Source organism: Mediterranea sp. ET5, from assembly GCF_023337025.1.
In the GTDB taxonomy this organism is placed as follows: domain Bacteria; phylum Bacteroidota; class Bacteroidia; order Bacteroidales; family Bacteroidaceae; genus Phocaeicola_A.
The window spans coordinates 1-24,310 of the sequence record NZ_JAMBLN010000032.1 but is presented as its reverse complement, the minus strand read 5'-3'; the positions used below and the strand labels follow the sequence as shown (position 1 = coordinate 24,310).

General features: G+C 55.9%; 14 protein-coding genes and 2 pseudogenes. 10 read left to right on the top strand and 6 right to left on the bottom strand.

Annotated features, from left to right (window positions below):
- The first annotated feature begins 460 nt into the window (after positions 1-460).
- From mutA to M3087_RS13865, 10 genes are all read left to right on the top strand, one after another.
- Positions 461-2,326, top strand: a complete 1,866-nt coding sequence (gene mutA / locus M3087_RS13910) for a methylmalonyl-CoA mutase small subunit (protein ID WP_022383841.1) — start codon at positions 461-463, stop codon at positions 2,324-2,326.
- A gap of 17 nt (positions 2,327-2,343) precedes the next feature.
- Complete coding sequence (scpA, locus tag M3087_RS13905) at positions 2,344-4,491, top strand: methylmalonyl-CoA mutase (RefSeq protein ID WP_022383842.1); 2,148 nt, start codon at positions 2,344-2,346, stop codon at positions 4,489-4,491.
- A 180-nt stretch (positions 4,492-4,671) separates the two neighbouring features.
- Positions 4,672-5,487 (top strand): energy transducer TonB, encoded by an 816-nt coding sequence (locus tag M3087_RS13900; protein ID WP_249096693.1) that lies wholly within the window; start codon positions 4,672-4,674, stop codon positions 5,485-5,487.
- Between the two features lie 117 nt (positions 5,488-5,604).
- Entirely contained in the window at positions 5,605-6,165 is a 561-nt protein-coding gene (locus tag M3087_RS13895) for an RNA polymerase sigma-70 factor (protein WP_022383844.1), read from the top strand.
- Between the two features lie 216 nt (positions 6,166-6,381).
- A complete protein-coding gene (locus M3087_RS13890) occupies positions 6,382-7,548 on the top strand; it encodes a FecR family protein (protein WP_249096691.1) in 1,167 nt (388 codons plus the stop codon).
- Between the two features lie 18 nt (positions 7,549-7,566).
- Positions 7,567-10,851, top strand: a complete 3,285-nt coding sequence (locus tag M3087_RS13885) for a SusC/RagA family TonB-linked outer membrane protein (RefSeq protein WP_249096689.1) — start codon at positions 7,567-7,569, stop codon at positions 10,849-10,851.
- Positions 10,852-10,874: 23 nt separating this feature from the next.
- Positions 10,875-12,389, top strand: a complete 1,515-nt coding sequence (locus M3087_RS13880; protein WP_249096686.1) for a RagB/SusD family nutrient uptake outer membrane protein — start codon at positions 10,875-10,877, stop codon at positions 12,387-12,389.
- Positions 12,390-12,409: 20 nt separating this feature from the next.
- Positions 12,410-13,201: a DUF4843 domain-containing protein gene (locus tag M3087_RS13875; protein WP_249096682.1), complete on the top strand. Its 792-nt coding sequence runs from the start codon at positions 12,410-12,412 to the stop codon at positions 13,199-13,201.
- 26 nt (positions 13,202-13,227) lie between these two features.
- Positions 13,228-14,742 carry a PKD-like family lipoprotein gene (locus M3087_RS13870; protein WP_249096678.1) on the top strand — a complete coding sequence of 505 codons (1,515 nt, stop codon included), beginning with the start codon at positions 13,228-13,230 and terminating at the stop codon, positions 14,740-14,742.
- Between the two features lie 215 nt (positions 14,743-14,957).
- A complete protein-coding gene (locus M3087_RS13865; protein ID WP_249096674.1) occupies positions 14,958-17,090 on the top strand; it encodes a DNA topoisomerase 3 in 2,133 nt (710 codons plus the stop codon).
- 87 nt (positions 17,091-17,177) lie between these two features.
- Here M3087_RS13865 and M3087_RS13860 read toward each other — a convergent pair whose 3' ends face one another.
- The 6 genes and pseudogenes from M3087_RS13860 to M3087_RS13835 form a co-directional block, all read right to left on the bottom strand.
- Positions 17,178-18,296, bottom strand: a complete 1,119-nt coding sequence (locus tag M3087_RS13860) for an SEL1-like repeat protein (RefSeq protein WP_249096671.1) — start codon at positions 18,294-18,296, stop codon at positions 17,178-17,180.
- A gap of 87 nt (positions 18,297-18,383) precedes the next feature.
- The gene (locus M3087_RS13855) at positions 18,384-19,787 is read right to left on the bottom strand and encodes an RsmB/NOP family class I SAM-dependent RNA methyltransferase (RefSeq protein WP_249096668.1); all 1,404 of its coding nucleotides are present in this window, start codon (positions 19,785-19,787) and stop codon (positions 18,384-18,386) included.
- Positions 19,784-20,323, bottom strand: a complete 540-nt coding sequence (locus M3087_RS13850) for a methylated-DNA--[protein]-cysteine S-methyltransferase (protein ID WP_022383853.1) — start codon at positions 20,321-20,323, stop codon at positions 19,784-19,786. The genes M3087_RS13855 and M3087_RS13850 overlap by 4 nt, the downstream gene beginning before the upstream one ends.
- A 72-nt stretch (positions 20,324-20,395) precedes the next feature.
- Complete coding sequence (locus tag M3087_RS13845) at positions 20,396-22,675, bottom strand: outer membrane beta-barrel family protein (RefSeq protein WP_249096666.1); 2,280 nt, start codon at positions 22,673-22,675, stop codon at positions 20,396-20,398.
- 740 nt (positions 22,676-23,415) lie between these two features.
- Positions 23,416-24,175: pseudogene (locus M3087_RS13840) on the bottom strand (type II toxin-antitoxin system HipA family toxin).
- A 3-nt stretch (positions 24,176-24,178) separates the two neighbouring features.
- Positions 24,179-24,310 (bottom strand): annotated as a pseudogene (locus tag M3087_RS13835) (transcriptional regulator); the annotation flags it as partial.

Sequence of the window (24,310 nt, the reverse complement as noted above, 5' to 3'; positions counted from 1 at the left end):
AGTATAGAAATCTCAGTCTTTAGGCTGGGATTTCTTGTTTTTGATACTTTTATATCGAGCAAACATCCCATACATTGGGTTCACATACATTCACGCCATCATCAATGAGATATGCCCAACCCGTATTGCCCAATCAGGGTTGCTCCCCACACCAATACATAACACATTTGGCGGATGATGTGGGATGGGACGGAACATTGTGCGACAATGACACAAGGCGGAGGTCCAACAAGGGCCACATCGGTTGAAAAAAAACAGACACAAGAGGGCGGAAAGGAAGCAGACAGTGGGACAGAGGGAAAGAGACAAAATTTGCCCGGGAAAGGGGATGGGAAAGCAAATTGTAAGAAAAAGAGGGGCGAAGAGGCATAAAAAGTGTACAAAAAGTTTGTTTCTAGTGGGGAATCACTATATTTGCATCATTTAGATACTTATTTTCATAATCTTAATCAGATAAATTATGGCAGATAGCAAAGAGAAGCTCTTTTCAGATTTTGGACCGACCTCTACACAGGAGTGGATGGACAAAATCACAGTCGACCTTAAAGGCGCTGACTTTGAAAAGAAACTCGTTTGGAAAACAAACGAAGGTTTTAAAGTAAAGCCCTTCTATCGCAAGGAAGATTTGGAAGGACTGAAAACCACAGATGCACTACCGGGAACCTTCCCTTATCTACGTGGTACCAAGAAAGACAACAACACCTGGTATATCCGACAGGACATCGTGGTGGAAGATGCACAAACAGCTAACGCTAAGGCGCTGGACATCCTGAAACGCGGAGTCGACTCCCTCGGATTCCGACTCAAGGCAAAAGACCTCAGTGCCGACTACATAGCCACACTGCTGAATGACATTTGTCCCGAATGCACCGAGCTGAACTTTGCCACCTGCCAACGCCACACCGTGGAACTTGCACGCTTGCTGGTGGACTATTTCAAAGGTAAAGGCTACGACCTGAACAAACTGAAAGGCTCCATCAACTATGACCCGATGGAGAAGATGATGACCAAGGGCAAGGACCTCAGCCAATTCGCCGCTACTGCCAAAGAGCTGGTGGAGGTCATGGAGGCGTTGCCCAACTACCGCTGCATCGGCGTGAACGCCTTGACGCTCAACAATGCAGGCGCCTACATCTCCCAAGAACTGGGCTATGCACTGGCTTGGGGTAATGAATACCTGAACCAGTTGACTGAAGCCGGACTGCCGGTGGACAGCGTAGCGAAGAAAATCAAGTTCAACTTCGGCATCAGCTCGAACTACTTCCTCGAAATTGCCAAGTTCCGTGCCGCCCGCATGCTCTGGGCCGACATCGTGAAACAATATGCTCCGGCTTGCGACTGCGCCTGCATGATGCTGGCACACGCCGAGACATCGACCTTCAACCTCACCTTGTATGACTCCTACGTCAACCTGCTCCGTACGCAGACCGAGACGATGAGTGCCGCCCTCGCCGGTGTGAACTCCATCACAGTGACTCCGTTTGACAAGGCATACGAAACCCCCAACGACTTCTCCGAGCGTCTGGCACGCAACCAGCAGCTGATTCTGAAAGAGGAGTGCCACTTCGACAAGGTGGTAGACCCGGCTGCCGGCTCCTACTACATCGAGAACCTGACCGTCTCCATCGCCAAGCAGGCATGGGACATCTTCCTGAAGGTGGAAGAGGAAGGCGGATTCCTGGAGGCTGTCAAGGCAGGACGTGTGCAGAACGACATCAACGAGAGCGGCAAGGCACGCCACATCGCCGTGTCCAGACGCAAAGAGGTACTCCTGGGTACGAACCAGTATCCGAACTTCACGGAAACGGCTGGCGAGAAACGTCCCATTGAGGCAGGTGCATGCTGCCACCACCACGAAGGAACGTGCGAGCATCCGTTTGCTACCCTCAACACGACCCGTGCAGCGAGCGAGTTCGAAGCCCTGCGTCTGCAGACCGAACAGTCGGGCCGTCGTCCGAAGGCATTCATGCTGACCATCGGCAACCTCGCCATGCGTCAGGCCCGTGCACAATTCTCATGCAACTTCCTGGCTTGTGCCGGCTATGAAGTCATCGACAACCTCGGCTTCAAGACTGTGGAAGAAGGTGTCGAGGCTGCCCTGGCTGCCAAGGCTGACATCGTGGTGCTCTGCTCCAGCGATGACGAATATGCAGAATATGCCATCCCGGCATTCAAGGCGCTGGACGGACGCGCGATGTTCGTGGTTGCCGGTGCTCCTGCCTGCATGGATGACCTGAAGGCTGCCGGCATCGAGAACTTCATCCACGTACGTGTCAATGTGCTGGATACCTTGAAAGAATATAACGAGAAGTTGGGTATTAAATAAGAAAGAAACAGTCTACTATGAGAAAAGATTTCAAAAACATCGACATATACGCCGGCTTCCAACCGCAAGACGGCAAAGCTTGGCAAAAGGCTAACGGCATCGAGGCTAACTGGAAGACGCCCGAGCACATCGACGTGAAGCCTGTCTATACGAAAGAGGACCTCGAAGGCATGGAGCACCTGGACTATGCCGCCGGCATCCCGCCCTATCTGCGTGGTCCGTACTCCATGATGTACACCTTCCGCCCCTGGACCATCCGCCAGTATGCAGGATTCTCCACCGCTGAAGAGTCGAACGCCTTCTACCGCCGCAACCTTGCCTCGGGACAGAAGGGCCTGTCCGTTGCCTTCGACCTCCCGACACACCGCGGTTATGACCCGGACAATGAACGTGTGGTAGGTGACGTGGGCAAGGCTGGTGTATCCATCTGCTCGCTGGAGAACATGAAGGTGCTCTTCAACGGAATCCCCTTGAACAAGATGTCCGTCTCCATGACCATGAACGGAGCCGTGCTCCCCATCATGGCATTCTACATCAATGCCGGACTGGAACAGGGTGCCAAGCTGGAAGAGATGGCAGGTACCATCCAGAACGACATTCTGAAGGAGTTCATGGTGCGCAACACCTATATCTATCCGCCTGCCTTCTCGATGAAGATTATCTCCGACATCTTCGAGTACACCTCGCAGAAGATGCCGAAGTTCAACTCCATCTCCATCTCGGGTTACCACATGCAGGAAGCCGGAGCTACTGCCGACATCGAGCTTGCCTACACGCTTGCCGACGGACTGGAATACCTGCGTGCCGGTGTGGCAGCAGGCATCGACATCGACGCCTTTGCTCCGCGCCTCTCCTTCTTCTGGGCCATCGGCATGAACCACTTCATGGAAATCGCCAAGATGCGTGCCGCCCGTATGTTGTGGGCAAAGATTGTGAAGCAGTTCAACCCGAAGAACCCGAAGTCACTCGCCCTGCGTACCCACTCACAGACGTCCGGATGGTCGCTCACCGAGCAGGACCCGTTCAACAACGTGGGACGTACGTGTATCGAGGCGATGGCTGCTGCCCTGGGTCACACCCAGTCGCTCCACACCAATGCGCTTGACGAGGCCATTGCCCTGCCGACCGACTTCTCGGCACGTATTGCCCGCAACACGCAAATCTACATCCAGGAGGAGACCAACGTCTGCAAGAACGTCGACCCGTGGGGCGGTTCCTACTACGTGGAGGCACTGACCAACGAGATTGCCCACAAGGCTTGGGAACACATCCAGGAAATTGAACAGCTGGGCGGTATGGCAAAGGCCATCGAGACCGGTATCCCCAAGATGCGTATCGAAGAGGCTGCTGCACGCACCCAGGCACGCATCGACTCGGGTACGCAGACGATTGTCGGCGTGAACAAGTACCGTCTGGACAAGGAGGCTCCCATCGACATCCTCGAAATCGACAATACTGCCGTACGTATGGAGCAAATCGAGAACCTGCGCATCCTCCGCGAAGGACGCAACCAGGCAGATGTCGACAAGGCACTGGCTGCCATCACCGAATGTGTGAGAACCGGCAAGGGCAACCTGCTCGAACTGGCTGTCGAGGCAGCACGTGTCCGCGCAACCTTGGGCGAGATTTCCGATGCCTGCGAGAAAGTGGTAGGACGTTATAAAGCAATCATCAGAACTATATCAGGCGTGTATTCATCAGAAAGCAAGAAAGACAAAGACTACGATCGTGCGTGTGAGCTCACCGAACGATTTGCAAAAGAAGAGGGTCGCCGTCCGCGTATCATGATCGCCAAGATGGGTCAGGACGGACACGACCGCGGTGCGAAAGTGGTAGCTACGGGCTATGCCGACTGCGGCTTTGACGTCGACATGGGTCCGCTCTTCCAGACTCCGGCGGAAGCTGCCCGCGAGGCAGTGGAGAACGACGTGCATGTGCTCGGTGTATCTTCCCTGGCAGCAGGTCACAAGACGCTCGTTCCGCAAGTCATCGCCGAACTAAAGAAGCTGGGCCGCGAAGACATCATCGTGATTGCCGGCGGTGTCATTCCTCCGCAAGACTATGACTTCCTCTACAAGGCCGGCGTATCCGCCATCTTCGGTCCGGGTACCTCGGTCGCCACTTCAGCTTGTGAAATCATGAAGCTGTTGCTGGATGAAGAATAATCGGGAAACAGGACCTTTCGTTTCCTGAACCGTATACAGAGCAGGGACGCAGCACACTTATTCCGTTGCTGCGTCCTTCTTTTTTATGTTTGGCAGCAGGAACAGTCTTTTTCCTGACGGGAGAAGGGATGTACTACGACCAGATTCCTTACCTTTGAGGCAACCATTCCGCTTAGAGTCATGAAAAAGACAGACGTCTCCTCCCGACTGCTCCGTCTCCTGACGGGGATTGTCCTCACACTAGCCTTCCACAGTATCTCTGCCCAAGAGGTTCCGGACTTCCTCCGCCCCTCCTATCCCGGCGGCGACACAGCCTTCTGCCGGCATCTCATGGACAACTTCCGGGTTCCAGCCCGCATGCTCACCAGGGCGGTCACAGGCACGACCCGATTCCGGTTTGTCGTTTCTCCCGAAGGACACCTCAGCCGCATCCACATCATCAACTCCCTGCACCCGAAATGTGACAGGGAACTGGGAAAAGCCATCGCCTCAGCACAACCCTGGAACCGTCCACAGGCACAGACCGACACCCTGAGCTGCATCTTCGAAGGCTCGGCCACCATCGTACCCTCACCGGACCTCCGCATCAAGTCTGTACACATCCACCCGCTCCGCAGGGCAGCCATCGCCTATACGGAGGCAGGCAGACGGATTGACTCCCTCCAGCTGTACCGTACCCTGATGGTAGAGAAAATGCCACAATTCCCTTCCGGAGGGGAAGAGAGCTTCTTCGCCATGCAACGATATATCGATGAAAGCCTGTACTTCCCTCCGACAGCGATTTTCAGCTGTGTCTCGGGACGCACCATCGTCAACTTCATCGTCGATGCAGAGGGATTCATCCTGTATCCACACATTGCCAAAGGCTTTGACAAGGTCTGCGATGCCGAAGCCATACGGATTGTACGGTTCATGCCACGCTGGATTCCCGGCGAAGAAGACGGAGCGAAGGTTCCGGTCATGTATACCATCCCGGTGAACTTCCGCCTTCCGTGACATCCAAAGAAAGAAATGGACAGACAGTGTTATCGTTTATTCTGAATTTTCTATACCTTTGCAACCGTTCCCGACGAATTATCCGCATCGGGGAGCGTGTAAAAAGTATAGATGTTAATGAGTTTGAGAGAGGACATATTCCTGCAAGGTATCAACCGGCAAGAGGTTCCGGCATACCGTGAACTGTACAGTGATTACTACCGTTCGCTGGTGATGTATGCGCTCCATTTTGTGACACGGCAAGATGTGGCGGAGGATATTGTGCAGGAGCTTTTCGTGACAATGTGGAACAAGCAGATGGTGTTCCTCTCCTATCCTTCCTTCAAGACTTATCTTTACACTTCCGTACGCAATGCCGCCTTTGACTACCTGAAGCATCAGGACATCAAGCAACGTTACGCCGAACAATGGGCAGCCCTGCATGAAGAGGAACGGCGTGCCACAGCCGCCTTCGACGAAGAAGTCTATCGCCAACTTTACAAGGCAATCGACCGGCTGGCACCCAAGTGCCGCGAAATCTTCCTCATGGCGATGGACGGCAAACGCAACGAGGAAATCGCCGAAACGCTCCACATCGCCATCGAGACCGTCAAGACCCAGAAGAAACGTGCCATCAAGCAACTACGTGAACAGACCGCCCTGTCCGTCTGGATGATTCTGTTCCTGCTGAAGGGATGAGAGCTGCTCATCTATCCGCCACTTGGATCGCATCTAACCGCCACATAGACCGCATCTATACGGCGGTTAGATACAGTCTGTCCCGGAACCTCCGACGGCGTATCCAGTTCCCTGACTCCCATTTCTTAACTTTTCCATAAAAATATTCAGAAGTGTTGTACCCCTTTTCGGCGTCTGAATCGTCTTAGCTATACCAACCAAGTTAAAAAGCATCCCATGAAACAACCGGACATGGAGAAACTGATAGCCGAAGAGTTACTGGGCAAGGCACTCAATGACGAGGAACGCCGCCAGCTGGAGGATTGGCTGAATGCCGACCCTGCCAACCGGGAACAGTATGCCCGCATCTGTGCGGGACGTTTCTCCGCCACACGCTATGATACCTACCGGCAGCTCGATGCCGACAAAGCCTTCCGGGGATTCCTGAATAAGACACGACGCACCTCCCGCCTGAAGACAACCATGTGGGCGGTGGCTGCCTGCCTCATCCCGCTGCTCCTCATCGGAAGTACCATCTGGCTGAGCTTCCGCCAGCAACCTTCCGCCCAATCGGTCGCCGCCATTGCTCCGGGAACCACGCATGCCGTCCTGCAAACGGCAGAAGGCGATTCCGTGGTGCTCGACAAAGCCATGCTGGCACAGGCTGTCGTTCCGCTGGGCAACTGTGTCCTGCACACGACACCGCAAGGCATCGTCATGCCGCAAGCCGACGACACGGACGCATCCCCGGCAGCCAACGGGACAACTCCACAGAACATCCTCCGCACTGCCGACAACGGCGAATTCCTCATCACCCTGGAAGACGGGACGACCGTCCATCTGAACTACAACACCACCTTACGCTATCCGGAGCACTTCGCTGCAGAAGAGCGCATGGTCTACCTGGAGGGAGAAGCCTACTTCGAAGTGGCACCCGACGCACAACGCCCCTTCAAGGTGATGACGCGCGACGTGACCATCCGCCAGTACGGCACTTCCTTCAATGTGAACACCTTCTCGAAGCGTTACACCGACGTGGTGCTGGTCGAGGGCAGCATCAGCGTACTCACCGGAGACGAGGAATACCGTCTGCGCCCCAACGAACGGATGCGGCTGGACAAGACCTCCGCACGGCTGTCCATCCGTCCGGTAGACGTGAAGCCCTACATCGCCTGGCACGAGGGACGCTTCATCTTCGACAACGAGAGCCTGGGCGACATCATGGAGACCCTCTCCCACTGGTACGGGGTCGATGTCGTGTTTGACGAACCCACCCTGCGCGACCTCCACTTCACAGGCAACATGAGCCGGTATGACAGCCTCACGCCCTTGCTGCGCTCCATCTGCCAGACCGTGGGACTGCGCATCGTCATCAAGAACCGCACAATCTACATCTATCAATAACTTTAAAGTATCAACATCATGAGAAAGAGAAAAATCATCATGCTCCTGCTCATCGGCTGGCTGGTGCCCTTCCTCGCGTTCGCACAGGCGGACAGCAAGAGGGTGACGCTCCGACTGCAAAATGCAACCGTGAAAGTCTTCTTCGATGCACTGCACGAACAGACGGGCCTGAACTTTGTCTACAACAACGAACAGGCAAAGGAACTTCCGCCCATCACCCTCAACGTGAAAGACGCCAAGGTGAGCGAGGTGCTCGACCAGGTGCTGGGCTCCACCGCCTTCGGCTACAGCATCGAGAACAACACCGTGACTCTCTACAAGGGCAATGCCCGTCAGGGAGAGGTCAAGACGGTCAAGGGACGTGTGGTCGACGGGAACGGCGACCCGCTGCCGGGTGTGAACATCTCCATCGAAGGCACCAAGCAGGGATGCACCACGAACTTCAACGGTGAGTATACCCTGAAGGTGCCTGCACAGTGCCGGCTGGTGGCATCGTTCATCGGTATGGAGACACAGACACTCGCCTACAACGGGCAGTCACAGCTCAACATCACCATGACCGAAGACTCCAACGTCATCAGCGAAGTGGTGGTCGACGGTTACTTCACCCGTAAGACCGAAGGTTTCGCCGGTGCCGTAACGACCATCAAGAAGGAGGACCTGCAGAAAGTACATACGGGCAACATCTTCACCACGCTGAGTGCCCTTGATGCCGGCTTCAAGATTACGGAGAACAACCTCGCCGGTTCGAACCCGAACGCCCTGCCCGACTTCACCATCCGCGGACGCGGCTCGTTCCAGGAGGGCTCATCGGCTCCGCTCTTCATACTCGACGGTTTCGAGACCACCGCACAGAAGGTCTACGATATGGACGTCAACCGCATCGAGAGCATCACCATCCTGAAGGATGCTTCCGCAACCATCCTCTACGGTTCGCGTGCCGCCAACGGTGTGGTAGTCATCGAGACGGTGAAGCCGAAGCCGGGTCAACTGCGCGTGACCTACGACTTCAAGCCGACAGTCGCCATCGCCGACCTGACGGACTATGACCTGATGAACGCCAGCGAGAAGCTGGAGTACGAACGCCTCGCCGGACTCTATGACCCGGTGGAAGGTGACCTGTTGACGACCTACAACCGTCAGCAGAAGTACTACAACAAGTACAAGAACGTACTCGAAGGTGTCGACACGGACTGGCTTGCCCAACCGGTGACCAACTCCTTCAGCCAGACACACTCCATCCTCGTGGAAGGTGGTGCCGAGAACGTCATCTACAGCATCGACGGATACTTCGACAAGAACAAGGGTGTCATGAAGAAGTCGGGCCGTGATCGCTATGGTCTGGGCTTCAGCCTGCAATACCGCATCAAGGACAAGATTATCATCCGCAACTATGCGAGCTACTCGAACACACACGCTTATGATTCGCCCTACGGGGAATTCAGCACGTATGCCCAAGCCAATCCCTACGAACGGCCCTGGGCATCCAACGGCGAACTCGCCCCGACACTGACCGACGGCAGTCCCAACCCGCTCTACGAGGCAAACCTGCCCAACCGCAGCAACAACGACACGGAATACTTCGCCGACGAACTGAGCGCCGACTGGATCATCGGTAACGGATGGCGCCTCATCGGACAGTTCCGCATCGAGAAGGGCAACACCGCGTCAGACTACTACCGCTCACCGCTGTCGTCGGAGTTCCTGACGACGGAACGCGATCCGAACGACTCGGAAGGACAGGTATGGGTTCCCGTGGACATCAACGAACGCGGACAGCTCGTCCTGGGCAACGGCGAATACCTGAACTACAGCGGCAAGCTCACCGTGAACTACAACAAGCAACTGGACAAGCACATGCTCTTCTTCGGCGGTGGCGCTGAAATCAACCAGCAGGAGTCCAGCTCCCACTCGTTCACTGCCACGGGATTTGCCGACGACCGCTACTCGGACCCCGCCTTTGCCATCCAGTATCTCGACAACGGACGTCCGGGCAGCAGCGAGAGCACCGTCCGCTCCATGGGCTTCCTTGCCAACTTCAACTACATCTATGACGACCGTTACTTCCTCGACCTCTCCGGCCGTTACGACGGTTCATCACAGTTCGGTGCCGACCGTCGCTGGGCTCCCTTCTGGAGTGTCGGCGGTGGATGGAACATTCACGAAGAGCACTTCTGGTCGACCGGCTCCGTGCTCGACCTGCTGAAGATACGTGCTTCCTACGGTGTGACCGGTAACCAGGAGTTCTCCGCCTACCAGGCACAGACGATGTACCAGTATCAGACTGGCCGTCTGTACAACTCTTCCGTTCCCGCCACACTTATGGGCTATGGCAACCCCGACCTGAAATGGCAGAACCAGTACAGCACCAACATCGGTCTTGACCTCGGTCTGTGGAAGAACCGCCTGTCACTGACCTTCAACTACTACTGGAAGCGTACCGACGGCATGCTGACCACCATCACCGTGGCTCCGTCACTGGGCTTCCCCCAGAACTCGTTCACCAGCAACCTGGGCGAAATCTCCAACCGCGGTTGGGAAGTCAACCTGGGTGCGTCCATCCTGCGCGACCCCGCCAACGACCTCGAATGGCGTGTCAACATACAGGCAACACAGAACAAGAACAAGCTGACCAAAATCAACAACCAGCTGCGTGGTCTGAACGACCAGAACAACCAGAACGACAAGATTCCCGGCGCCGTATATGAGGAAGGCGAGTCGCTGAGCGCCATCAAGGCTGTGCCGTCGCTCGGCATCGACCCCGCCACGGGACAGGAAATCTATGTCAAGAAGGACGGCAGCCTCACCTATGAGTGGGATGCAGCCGACAAGGTGCTCTGCGGCGACACCGAGCCGAAAGTCTATGGCAACATCTCGACCAACCTCTACTGGAAGGGCTGGAACCTGAACGCCATCTTCCAGTACAGCGTGGGAGGCGACACCTACAACTCCACCCTCGCCCAGCGTGTGGAAGGTGCCAACCCGACGTACAATGCCGACCGCCGCGTGCTGAATGACCGCTGGACCACACCGGGACAACACGCCCTCTACCGCAACATCCGGGACTACGAGCAGAACTACATCTCCACCCGCTTCGTTCAGCGCGACAACTACCTGGAGTTCAGTTCACTCTCCTTGTCGTATGACTTCCCGAAGGCATGGATCAACCCCTACAAGATCAGCACCCTGCGTCTGTCCTTCTATGCCAACGACCTGTTCCACCTGTCCACAGTCAAGCAGGAGCGCGGTCTGGACTACCCGTTTGCCCGCAGCTTCGTCTTTGGCTTGAACTTCAGTATTTAACCACGTAACAAGACACAATGAACATGAAAAAGTTATTATCCATACTCTCCATAGCCTGCCTGACACTGTTCCCTTCCTGCAATGATTGGCTGGACGTCACCCCGCAAGGACAGGTCGAAGCAGAAGAACTCTATGAAACGACCCAGGGCTGCAACTCCGTGGTGACCGGCATCTACCACACCCTGTCCAGCTCCAGCCTGTTCGGACAGAACCTTTCCTACGGCCTGATTGACATCATGGCACAGTACTGGGACTTCTCCACCAACACGTCGCACATCTACTATCCGGCAACGCAGTTCGACTACGACGATACCAACGTGGACGGCCAAATCACCACCATGTGGCAGCAGCTCTACTATGCCATCACGCAGTGCAACGCCTTCATCTACTACTCCGACCCGTACAAGGAGAACATCAAGCACTATGACCTCCTGCTGGGCGAAGTCTACGGCTTGCGCGCTCTGGCCCACATGACCCTGTTCGAGCTTTACGGACCGGTCATCCACTCGACAGCAGACCTGCAGAAGTCTGCCATCGCCTACCGCACGGAGTACAACAACGTGAGCAAGAACTTCGACACGGGTGAAGTAGTCCTGCAGAAGGCCGCCGAAGACCTCAACCGCGCCATCGAACTGTTCGCCGAGGACCCCATCCGTGACCCCGAGAACAGCCGCCGGGCAGACCTGAACACCTCCGTACTTGACTATGAAGACGTCCTGAACTTCCGCGGGGCACGCATGAACTACTTCTGCGCCCTCGGACTGATGGCACGTCTGGAGATGCTCCGCAAGAACCCGACTGCTGCCTATACCTACGCCACCCGCGTCATCCAGGAGAGCGAAGGCATCCTCTCGCTCATCGATACCAACAACATCGCCAACAACACCAACATGAGCGACTGGAACTTCAGTACGGAAATCCTCGGCTCGTTCTACACGAACAACCTCTATGACCTGACCGACGACTTCTTCCAGATGGGCGAGAATGCCGGTAATACCAACAACGTCATCTTCATCGACAAAAACCGGGTCGAGGCACTCACCAACTATGTCTACGGACGTACCCCCGACGGAAGCGGACAGGACATCCGTCTCTTCTGGTTCCAGGGCAACCAGGAAACCGGCCGCAACGATTTCATGAAGCTCAAGGAGTCGCCCGTGCTGACCACCATCGACCCCTATGCCTATTACCCCGAGGTGCCCATCATGCGGCTTTCGGAGATTTACTACATCGCTTGCGAAGCACAGATTGGCGTCAACAACACCCTCGCGCTGGAATACCTGAACGACCTGCGCAGCACACGCCGTCTGGACGCGCTGACCGGACCGTATGACGACGCCACGCTGCTGGAATACCTCGTCCGCGAAGCACGCAAGGACTTCATCGGCGAGGGACGCATGTTCTTCATGTACAAACGGCTCTTCTACGACATCTACACCGTGCGTGGCCTGACCGTTTCTGCCACTGACGCCATCTACGTGCTCCCCATCCCCGATGAGGAATATGAATACACCGGGCAACAGAAACCCGCCAACTAACTTCCTAACATGACAAGATTATGAAACTGAAGAATCTCCTATACACCACCCTCCTCTGCCTGACGGGCACCCTTGCCTCATGCAGCAACGAGGACATCGACGCATTCGACAACGGCAAGAGCTACATCTACTTCGACGTACCCTACCAGCTCGATGCCTTCGGCAATGCGACCACCTTCCGTTCCGACAGCATCTCCTACTCCTTCGCCCTCGACGAACTGAGCATCACCAACACGACCCTCAACGTCGTGGTGAAGGTCATCGGTACACCGGTCGACTATGACCGTCCCTACGACATCGAACTCATCAGCGACCAGACCAACGCCATCTCCACGGCGTGGGACGAGAGCATCCTCAACAACCGTTCCATCAAGGCAGGCGAACTGACCGACACCATCCGCATGGTCATCTCGCGCGAACCTGAACTGCAGGAACGCTGGATGCAAGTCTGCATGCGTATCCTCCCCAACGACAATTTCCGTCTGGGCTACGGCAACCTGGAGACCGTCAAAGTGTCGTTCTCGGACATTCTCAGCGAACCGAGCTGGTGGAGCAGCTGGGCAAATGTCTTCGGACCGTTCTACCGTGAGGTTTACCTGAAGTGGATTGAAATCTACTACGAAGGGGCGGACACGACCACCAGCCTGGAGAACGGAGAACCGCTGTGGTGGGGCAACATGCCCTCAACGTCCACCTACCTCAACTGGTATCCGGTCATGAACATGTATGTGACCCAGCTGAGAGAGTACTTCGAGGTGAACGACGTCTATCCCGATGGAGACACGTCGGTTCCGCCCATCAAACTACCCTGATTCCATAACCTCAACAACCATCGAATATGAAACGAACGACCTTATTATATTCCACAATCCTCTCCCTCGGACTGCTCATGGGAGCCTGCGCCGAGGATGACGGGAACTACGACTACACGCCCATCAACTCCGTGACCATCGAAGGGCTGGAGGAAGACCTGCTGGTGGAAGCCGGCTCCCGGCTGCAACTCACTCCCGTCCTGAACATCACGGACGAGAGCAACATCAACCTGAGTTATGAATGGACCATCGGGGAGACCGTCGTCTCGACCGAGCGTAACCTCGACATCGCCCTGCCGCCGCTCGACTATGGCGAGCACCTCTGTGCCCTGACCATCCGCGACCTCGACAACGGCATGCAGTATCGCATGACCTTCAGCCTGACCATCACCAACCCGTTCAACTACGGCTACTACTTCCTGACCCGCATGGACGACGGCTCTACCGAGATGGCATACATCCCCGCCAACTCGGAAGACGCCTCCACGGCGGAAGATGTCATGTATGCTACCGGTGTGGGTGAGTACCCCTTCGGCAAGGAACCCGCACAGATTTACGGCGGCTACACCTACGTCAACGGCACTTCCTGCTGGCAGATGACCTTCCTGACCAATGAGGGAGACAACCCCGTCATCATCACCAACAACAATACCTTCCAGCCGATGTACCTCATCACGGATGCGAACTTCATCAACGAGGACCAGGGCTACCGGTTCCTGCCCGAGTGTACGGTGGTCAGCATGCGTCAGGAGCAGTTCTTCATCAGCCAGGGACAGTACATCCGCTACGTCGACGGCAAGCTCTACCGTCCGGCAAGACACCTTCAGGACTACTACTGGAGCCATCCGGTCATGGGTGCCAGCGGCGCCTCGTTCGCATGGGTATTCGACGAACTGAGCAAGCGCATCTACTCCATCGCCCCGTACAGCAGCGACAATCCCGAGCTGGGCATCGTCGCCGACTCGTATGCCTATGATGAAGTGACCGAACCGGAGAACAACGTCACCATCGACGGTACCCTGCTCTACGCATCGGATGCCTACAGCGGAGGCGGACACCTCTTCAACGCTTATGCTGCCGAGTCGGACGGTATCCACCTCTATACCTTCAAAAAGGCGGTATGGAATGCCAAAGAGTCGACCTTCAGCGGCGAGACTGTCCTGCCGCTGCCCGGCGCCGGTGAGAACACGAAGATTGCAGCCGGAACCACCGGCATCAGCAACGGCATGTTCTACGTCGGAAGCGGAACCGAAATCTATTCTTCACCGACGACCCTGCCGACGCTCAGCTCCTTCTGCACCCTGCCTTCCGACCTGGGAGAAGTGGAGTATCTCGGACTCTCGGCACGAGGCAACCGCCTGGTGGTCGTGATGTATGACGAGAACAGCTCTGAGGAGCGCAAGGGAAGCGTGGTCTACGTAGACCTCTCCTCACACGCCGTCACACACACCTTCCCGCACATCCTGCACCACTGCGCAGGCTACTGGGGTGCCAACGACAGCACCAGCTCGGGATTCGGTGACTTCGGTGACACCCTCTGACGGCTGAATACACCTTCAGACATTCCTTCCCGTTTCCCCTCTCTTTCTTTCGCCCCCGTCCGCCGGTCATCAGCGGACGGGGGCTTTTGTCTTCCCGCACTCCGGCGACCGGCATCAGCATCCCCGGAAGCAAGAAAATCGGGACAAGGGCGAAAGTCCGTGGAAGAAAAGCTGTATCTTTGCGCATCTCATCAGACAGAAAAAAGAACATACGCATGATAGTTTGCATCGCTGAAAAGCCGAGTGTGGCTAAAGACATCGCCGACATCCTGGGAGCACGCACACGCCACGAAGGATATCTGGAAGGCAACGGCTACCAGGTGACCTGGACCTTCGGCCACCTCTGCACATTGAAAGAACCCCACGAATACACCCCCTCATGGAAGACCTGGAGCCTGGGCAGCCTGCCCATGATTCCGCCCCGCTTCGGCATCAAGCTGATTGCCGACCCGGGCATCGAGAAGCAGTTCAAGGTCATCGAACGCCTCATGCAGGCTGCCGACGGCATCATCAACTGCGGCGATGCCGGACAGGAGGGAGAGCTCATCCAACGGTGGGTGATGCAGAAGGCGGGGGCGAAGTGCCCCGTGAAGCGTCTGTGGATTTCCTCGCTCACCGAGGAGTCCATCCGCGAAGGGTTCGCCCACCTGAAGGACCAAAAAGAGTTCCAGCCGCTCTACGAGGCAGGACTCTCCCGTGCCATCGGCGACTGGGTGCTGGGCATGAACGCCACACGCCTCTACACGCTGAAGTACGGACAGAACCGTCAGGTGCTTTCCATCGGACGGGTGCAGACACCGACGCTGGCGCTCATCGTCAACCGTCAGCTGGAAATCGAGAACTTCGTGCCGAAACAATACTGGGAACTGAAGACCACCTACCGAGACACGGTCTTCTCAGCCCTCGTCCGCAAGAGCGACGAAGAGCTGGCTGAAGAGGAAGCCAAGGAGAAAGAGAACCCGCAGCCGAAGAAGAAAGCCCGGAAGGAGGATGCCAACCGGGGCATTCCGCCCATCATGGACGCTGCGACGGGACAGGCCCTGCTCGACCGCATCAAGGACAAGCCGTTCACCGTAACCGAGGTGACCAAGAAGAACGGCACGGAAGCACCGCCCCGCCTCTTCGACCTCACGTCGCTGCAAGTGGAGTGCAACAAGAAGTTCGCCTACTCCGCCGACGACACCCTGCGTACCATCCAGTCGCTCTATGAGAAGAAGGTGACGACCTATCCGCGTGTCGACACGACCTACCTGAGCGACGACATCTACCCCAAGTGCCCCGGCATCCTGAAGGGACTGACGGACTACCAGGTGCTCACCACCCCGCTCGAAGGACAGAAGCTCAACAAGTCGAAGAAGGTGTTCGACAACTCCAAGGTGACTGACCACCATGCCATCATCCCCACAGGTGTTCCGCCGACGAACCTGACGGACATGGAACGCCGTGTGTTCGACCTCGTGGCACGCCGCTTCATCGCGGTGTTCTATCCCGACTGCAAGTTTGCCACCACCACCGTGTTTGGAGAGGCGGACGACATCGAGTTCAAGGTGACGGGCAAGCAGATTCTTGACCAGGGCTGGCGCGTCGTCTTCAGCAAGGATGCTCTCACTGCCACCACCGACGACAGTGACAAGGGCAACGACAGCGACAGGAACACGGACGAAGAGCGCACACTGCCTGCCTTCACCCGGGGAGAAAGCGGACCGCACCTCCCCGAACTGAACGAGAAGTGGACGCAACCTCCTCGTCCCTACACCGAAGCGACCCTGCTGCGTGCCATGGAGACAGCCGGCAAGCTGGTGGACAACGATGAGCTGCGCGATGCGCTGAAGGAGAACGGCATCGGCCGCCCGTCTACCCGCGCCGCCATCATCGAGACACTCTTCAAGCGCCGCTACATCCGCAAGGAGAAGAAGAACCTCATCGCCACCTCGACGGGCATCGAGCTCATCGGACTGATCCACGAGGAGCTGTTGAAGTCTGCCGAGCTGACAGGCATCTGGGAAAAGAAGCTGCGCGAAATCGAACGCCGCAGCTACGACCCGCGCCAGTTCCTCGACGAGCTGAAGCAGATGGTGGCAGACATTGTCTACCAGGTGCTGAGCGACAACACCAACCGCCGTGTCTCCACGCAGGAGAACATAGTCGAGGTAGTAGAGAAAGGGGTGAAACGCCGCGCCGCTGCCAAGCGGAAGACCTCACCCAAGCCCCAGCCGCGTCCGGTGTTCGAAGGACAACCCTGCCCCCTCTGCGGCAAAGGCCACATCATCAAGGGCAAGACTGCCTACGGCTGTTCGGAGTGGAAGAACGGCTGCACGTTCCGGCAGGCATTCTCCGTGGAGAGCTGAACGCACCCCCTCCCATACGACAATTCCCCGTGAAGGACGCACAGCGCGTACATCCTTCACGGGGAATCGTTTTAGTATGGGGTCGGGTTAATCCCGCTCCAATGAGAGCAGCTCTGCCTTTGCCGACGAATTGCCCAGCCGGGCTGCAGCACGGAAACACTCGATAGCGTTCGCCTCGCTGGCAGTCACTCCGCGTCCTTCCAGGTAGCAGCGTCCCAAGCGGTAGATACCCGGCGCATAGCCCTGCTCTGCCGCACGGCGGAACCAGAAGTACGCCAGACTGTCGTCCTGCTTCACCCCTTCCCCGTTCTGGTAGAGCACACCCAAGTGATACTGGGCACGTTCATGGCTCTGTGCGGCAGCCTGCGAAAGCCAGTGGAAAGACATCCCGTAATCGGGCTTCGTATCCAGCAACCCGTAATAGTAGCAGCGTCCCAGACGGTACTGGGCATCCATGTCCCCGTTCTCGGCAGCCTTGCGGTACCATTCCTTGGCTTGCGCATAGTCGCGCGTGCAGCCCCTACCGGTCTCGTAGTAGTTGCCCAACTTGTACTGTGCCTTCGCATAGTCCATGTCGGCAGCCTTCCGGAAGTTGTCGAATGCCTTCCGTGCGTCAGGCGTCCATCCCTCACGTTCCGACTCATAGATGGAACCAAGCATGTAGTATGCGGCAGCCAGGCTGTCGGCAGCCGCCTTCTCAAAGAGTTCGACCGCCTTCGGATAGTTGACGGGTACTCCGTCGCCGTCCTTGTAGCAACATCCCAGTCCGAAGTTCGCCATACCATAGCCCTTCTCGGCAGCCAGCCGGTACCAGGCAGCCGCCTGCTTCCCGTCTCGGTGCGTGCCACGCCCGTAGTAGTAACAGCGTCCGATGCTATACTCTGCCACGGTGTTCCCCCGCTCCGCCGCTTTGTAGAACCAGCGGTATGCCTTGTCATAGTCGCACGGGGTGCCGTAACCGAAGTAGTAGCAGTTGCCCAACGCCAGGCAAGCCGACGGCGAGTCGTAGCGCACGGCACGCCTGTACCAGCGGTAGGCAACTTCGGGGCGCTGCGCCAGCAACGCCTTCTGTGCCTGCTTCATGCAGTAGTTCAGTGAATCTTGTGCTGTGAATGTTCTCTCTTTGTCCTTATCCTGGGCACAAAGCGTCCCTGCACCCACCAGCCAGAGGACGGCGGCAAGGACGATGTTCATCATTTTTCTCATAGTTGTTCCTCCGATAAAAGGTTCCTAATTGTATTCGCTTCCAAATATATGGATTAATCGGCAAAGTCTCAAACGAACGAGGTATGTTTATAAACATCTGGCTTCTTCAGGCAGATAACCGCTGCGAATCCTCCACTCCGCCGGATAGAGGTTGTTGGCACGATTGCCCAGCTGCTTGGCAAAGCCCAGGGGTATCTCCCGATAAGTCAGGAGAACATATCCGCGCGGTGTCTCCGAGGGAAGCTGGAGGGCCTCCTTGCGCAGGTAGGCGATTGCCTGCTCATACGTCAGCGGGCAACGGGGGAAGGCATCGGCACATCTCACACTCATTGCCAACGCATGGGCTGGCAGACAGTCCTTGCCTTTCACCTCTCCCACCTCCACGCCGGCACACACCACGCGCAGGTGTTGCTTCAGCAGACCAATCGTCTCTTTATGGGCGAGCGGAAGGGCGGTGACACGTTCCCCGTCACAGGTCCATTCCCAGTCAGCCGAGTCACGCAGCCAGGTACGGCAGACGGCAGGCACGGCAGGAGCAGCAGCCTTCCGGTCTTTCTTCTTCTCACGACGCGGCGTGGGGACACCTTCCACTTCTTCGTCCGCCGGTTTGCGCAGGACGGCAAGAAAGAATCCTTCCCCCGACGTGCGGTGGGGCAGGAAACGGTAGACCGGCAGTCCACGTCCGGACAAATCGGGAGTAATGCCCCAGGAGGGTTCGGTGGGCACAGGCAGCGGCTCCGCCCCGTATTCCTCACACAACCACGCCACGTTGTCCTCGTCCTCATGGAGGTTGTAGGTACACGTGCTGTAGACCAGGATGCCGTCGGGCTTGAGGCTGCCCCAGATGTCGGTGAGGATGCGGCGTTGGCGTTGCCAGCAGAGCGAGACGTTGTCTTCACTCCACTCGTCCACAGCCACCGGGTCCTTGCGGAACATGCCTTCGCCGGAGCAGGGGACGTCGGTCAGCACCACATCGAAGACCTGTCGCAAGGGACGGAAGTCCGCCGGGTCGTTGTTGGTCACCACCACGTCGGGATGCCCCCACTTCACCAGATTCTCTGCCAGCACCTGCACCCGGGAGCGCATCACCTCGTTGCTCACCAGCAGACTGCCTTCAGGCAGCAATGAACGGACGTGCGTTGACTTGCCACCCGGGGCGGCACAAAGGTCGAGCACCACGGAAGGGCGGGTCACATAACGGCGTAACGCCTGTTCCAGAAACATAGACGATGCCTCCTGCACGTAGTAGCAGCCGGCATGAAACAAGGGGTCGAAGGTGAACGTGGGACGTTCGGCGGCATAATAGCCGTCCGTTGCCCAGGGGACGGGTGTCAGGCGGACGGGAGATGACGCTGCCTCTACGGCAGACTTGCCGGGATTGGTACGGAGACTGACGACCGGGTCGGTCTGCAAGGCAGCCTCGAAGGCGTCGTAGTCCGTATCGCCCAGGAGCGAACGGGTGTAAGTGGTGAATGCTTCAGGTAACTTCATGAGTGGGATATCGCTTGTTTGGGAATATACAGTTCAGTCATGTCGGCGCCTTCCAGACGGAGAAGTCTCTCTTTCAGGCGGACGCCACCGGCATAGCCCGTCAGGCTTCCGTCACTGCCCACCACCCGATGACAGGGGATGAAAAGGCTCAAGGGGTTATGCCCGACTGCCCCTCCCACAGCCTGGGCAGAGACGTTGCGTCCCGTCCGTCGAGCAAGCTCACGGGCAAGGGCGCCGTAGGTCCGCGTCGTCCCATAGGGGATGTCCTTCAGCAGGTCCCACACGGCAAGACGGAAGACGGAACCCTCCGGACGCAGGGGTGGCAGGTCATCGGGGAGCTCTCCACTGAAATAGCGGTCCAGCCATGCCCGGCTCAGGCGAAAGACCGGGAGGTCTGCCGTCACAGGAGAACCGTGCAGGGTCGAGCCGAAATACTTCTGTCCGTCGAACCACGCACCGGTGAGTGCATCGCCGTCGGATGCCAGGGTCATGTCCCCCAAAGGGGAACGGTAATGGCAGGCGTAGTGTTGTATCATGACTTCTAAACGGATTGGGGGGTTGACGCCTGCAAAGGTAATTCATTTTTCAGGAACAGCGGACATTTTCGCTCAATGCCCGAACCGGGACGTATCCACTTTCTTCACCTCCTTCTGTTTGTAGCCTCCCAGGCGGTAGACCAGCTTCAGGGAGACGGTGCGCAGATAGAAATGGTTGTCCATCGTCATGTACTGACCGGCATAATCGAGCGTGCACCGGGGGAGCGACCTGTTGAAGAGATCCGTGCAATAGAGGCTGCACGACATCCTGCCCTTCGCCAACGTCCACCGCATGCCCGCCGTCACCGACATGATGCTACCCAAATCAAGATTCCCCTGTATCGCCGGGCTCTGCACCCGTGCCGCCAGTTCGAACAACAGGTCCTTGCCCACCAGGAACGAGTTGCTCAAGTTGCCGAAGCCCACCCACTTCTTCCGGTCAAAAGACAGGTCGAAAAAGTCGTCACACCATACATGCTGGTAAAGTCCGCCAACCTCAAGTCTGGATTCCAGCCATTTGGCTACCGGGACAGGCACCACGCACACCACGCCGGCATGACTCTGATAGTTCAAGTTCCGGGTCTGGTAAATCAAGGTCAGCCGTTCCGGCGACTGGTAGGGCAACTGCATGAAGCGGTCATCCTGAAAGGAATAAAAGAGGTTGACGATGTAGTTCCGGTTATACACGTACGTCGCGTTCAGAGCATAGTCCGTAAACGGGCGCAGCCCTTCCTCCTGCCGCACCTCGGAATAGCCGTCAATGTACCCCACCGACGACTGCATCTGCCAGAAGCTGGGATAGGTCTTGTCGGTAGCAAATGTCAGCTGGAAGACATGCTTCCCGCCCGGGACATAGCTCAATGAGAAACGCGGATAGGCTGTCCACTTCCGGTAATCCGCAATACGGTAATACTCGCCCTTGAGCGAAGCCTCCATCGCAAGTCCTTTCCCGAACTGTTTCGACACGGACCCGTAGACTTCACCCCGTTGCTCGCGCAGCTTGGAACGCGTGTCGTATGCCTGCTGCATCCCCTCGTTCTGCTGATAGACCTGCGAGTCCCGGTCGTAGGAATAACTGTAAGCCAAACCATAACCCACATTCCATCCGTTCTTCAGCGGACGGTCACGGTCGGCATACAACGTCAGGCGGTCTATGACCTGCCTGCCTACGGCTACGGTACGGACAGACGTTCCGTCATGGAAAGCGGCGGACAGATGCTGGTCGTCGTCGGAATGAAAGCATGTATAGTCTGCCCCGAGTGATACGCCCGGTCCCAGCCGTGCACTCCAGGCAAGGTGATGCAGACGGGAGTTAGCCCCCCTCTCATTGAGACTCTGTTGGAAGTCGCCTTCGCTCCGGCTGGAAGACTTCTTGTCGGGCGAAAACATGCCGGTATAAGTGAAATCCATGTCCCAATGCTCCTTCCACCGGTAATTGAACGACGCACGCAGGTCATGCGCCCAGGCTTTGCCCACGATGTGCTCCTCCTGACGGATGTCATGCCGTTCGTCGTGCAGCCTGTGGAGGGAATAAAGGCGGTAATGCTGTACATGGGGGCGGTTATTGAGTCCGTACATCAGGTCAAAAGTCGCCTTGGGAGTGGCGTAACGCATATTGGCATTCACGCCCCCTCCGCTGTAATAACGGTTCTGATAGTCTGCCATAAACTCCCCTTCCAACCCTTGTTCCGGATTCCGCATGACCAGATTGATTACCGCACCGCTGACATGATACCGGGGCGGAGCATTGTAAATGACCTCCACCTTTGCCACCCGGTCCGCAGGCGTACGGCTCAACAGTTGCTGCAATTGTTCCGCAGTCAGCGTGGAGACCTTCCCGTCCATCAGGACCGCTACCTTTTGTGCCCCCTGCAAGGTCACGGATTCGCCTCCGGCAGAAACACCCGGCAGTTTGTCCAACAGTTCCCACGCGTTGTCCGCAATGTGATTTTTCAACAGACTCTTCACATCATAGACCAGCTTGCCCCCTTCCGCACGGACATAAGGCCTCCGGGCAGTCACCCCCATTTCATCCAATTCACGGACGTTGGCAGTCAGCCGGACGACACCGACGTGGGAATCGCCGAACGTCTGTCTGAACGTCTGGTATGCCATATGCTGGACTATCAATATAAAAGGTATGGATTTCCGGACCAGCGAGAAGGTGCCGTCCTCCTTTGAGACCGTTGTCGCCAAGAAGGTGGAATCGGTCTGCTGCATGACAATGGTTGCCCCGGCAATGGGAGCCAGGTGTTCATCGACCACTTTTCCGGTCACTGTCTGTGAGGATACACGGACGGTTCCGAGCGCCACCACCACAAACACAACAATGAATTTGATACAATTTTTCATCTCCCGTCAGAAACTTTAAATTACACTGCCACAAATGTATGCAATCCGATTCGGACGCACAAAGAAAAGCAATCGAAAAATACAAAGTCTGTCACAACCGGTCGTCCGCCCTCGAAAGCTACAATTGCACGAAGAAAGCAAAATCCGGATTTTACTTGACATATTTCATCAAAGAGCTCTTTTCAACTAACGCCACTTTTGAAGAAATCGGGGAAAGTAGGTTATTTTAAGAATATTCATTCACCCTCCGCTGCATAAACATTCCATACAAGGGGCAAAGATGAATATTTATGCCACGAAACAATATTGTTTCACTCGCCAAACAATATTGTTTGACGCACCAAACACAAGTGTTTCATGTCCCAAACAATATTGTTTCATCCGCCGAAGTCAAGTTTTCCGAAAGCAAAACACTTATTTTAGGGTTTAAAGACAATAGTTTGCTATTTTTTACCTCTAGCTTGTACGAGGAGGCGCACTTTTGAGAACTATTATTTTGCTCAGCCTGCACCACATACACTCCTCCTTTTAACACCTCACCAACCTTTTCCCATCCATTCAGACAGCCTCATCACCATCTTTGCATCAATGTGTATTTTACGAATCGCCCGAGAATGCCCGTTTTAGTCACCGACTCGTATTTTGGCGCAAGGAAGGCCCTTCTCAAGCGATTCATTTGACACTTTGACAGAATGACAGAAAGGCAAGCTGGCGTTTACAAATAACCCCAAGCCGTTTCTTTACAGAGACCGATTCGGTTTTAATCGACTATCCAATACACTGGCAAACACATCCATTTCCCTTTTGGAAATACCTAGCCGTATGGCCTGGCTACGCCAATCCTGTACCGCATCATTTACCTCCTGTATGATGATTTCAGCTACGTTACGCCCTATCATATATTCCTCGCAAGCATCCAGTAAGGTTTGTAAATCAGCCCTATTTGATGTAGCAGTGATGAGCAGGCTTTGATATTCATTCAGCGTTGGATTCATGTCGTACGCCGGAGATAACGTCCAGCCTTTGGGTGTCAAAAGAAAGCCATGATTACGGAAATGGTCATCGCTATTGCCAATACAAATATTGAAAACCACCCGGCGATAAAGCTCTTGTAAGTTATCTTCTACATTGGTACAATTTTGAAGGATAAAATCAACGATATCCAGATAGCCATGTCCCGTTGTGGCATTATCCCCGTCAGAAAGTCCCAACAAGGTCATTGCGGAAGCAAAGTGAATCCGACGACCTTCGGTGCTACGGTCGAAACGTCTGGAAAGTAGTGTGTGAAATTTCTCTCCAACAGACAAGACTTCAGTGTGTACAGCATTGATAGTTATTCAAATCCTCACACAAGAATAAATCGCCATGTTTCCTCAACCATTCATCATGGAATGAAAAACTATAACTATCTGAGCCTCGAAGAGATTCATATCCGAGTTCTCCGATGAACTCCACTTCCTTGAGCCAATCAAAATCGGCATATACATAAAGTTTCTTCATAGCTTATTCCTTTTTAGACGCTCGCATTCTGGTCTTCAAGCTCAAATCTTGCAAGGCCTTTCCCAACTTATCTTCTTTGGCAAGCCACAAGATGTCATCATCTAATTGCAAAGCATAAAATACCCGAAGGTAAAT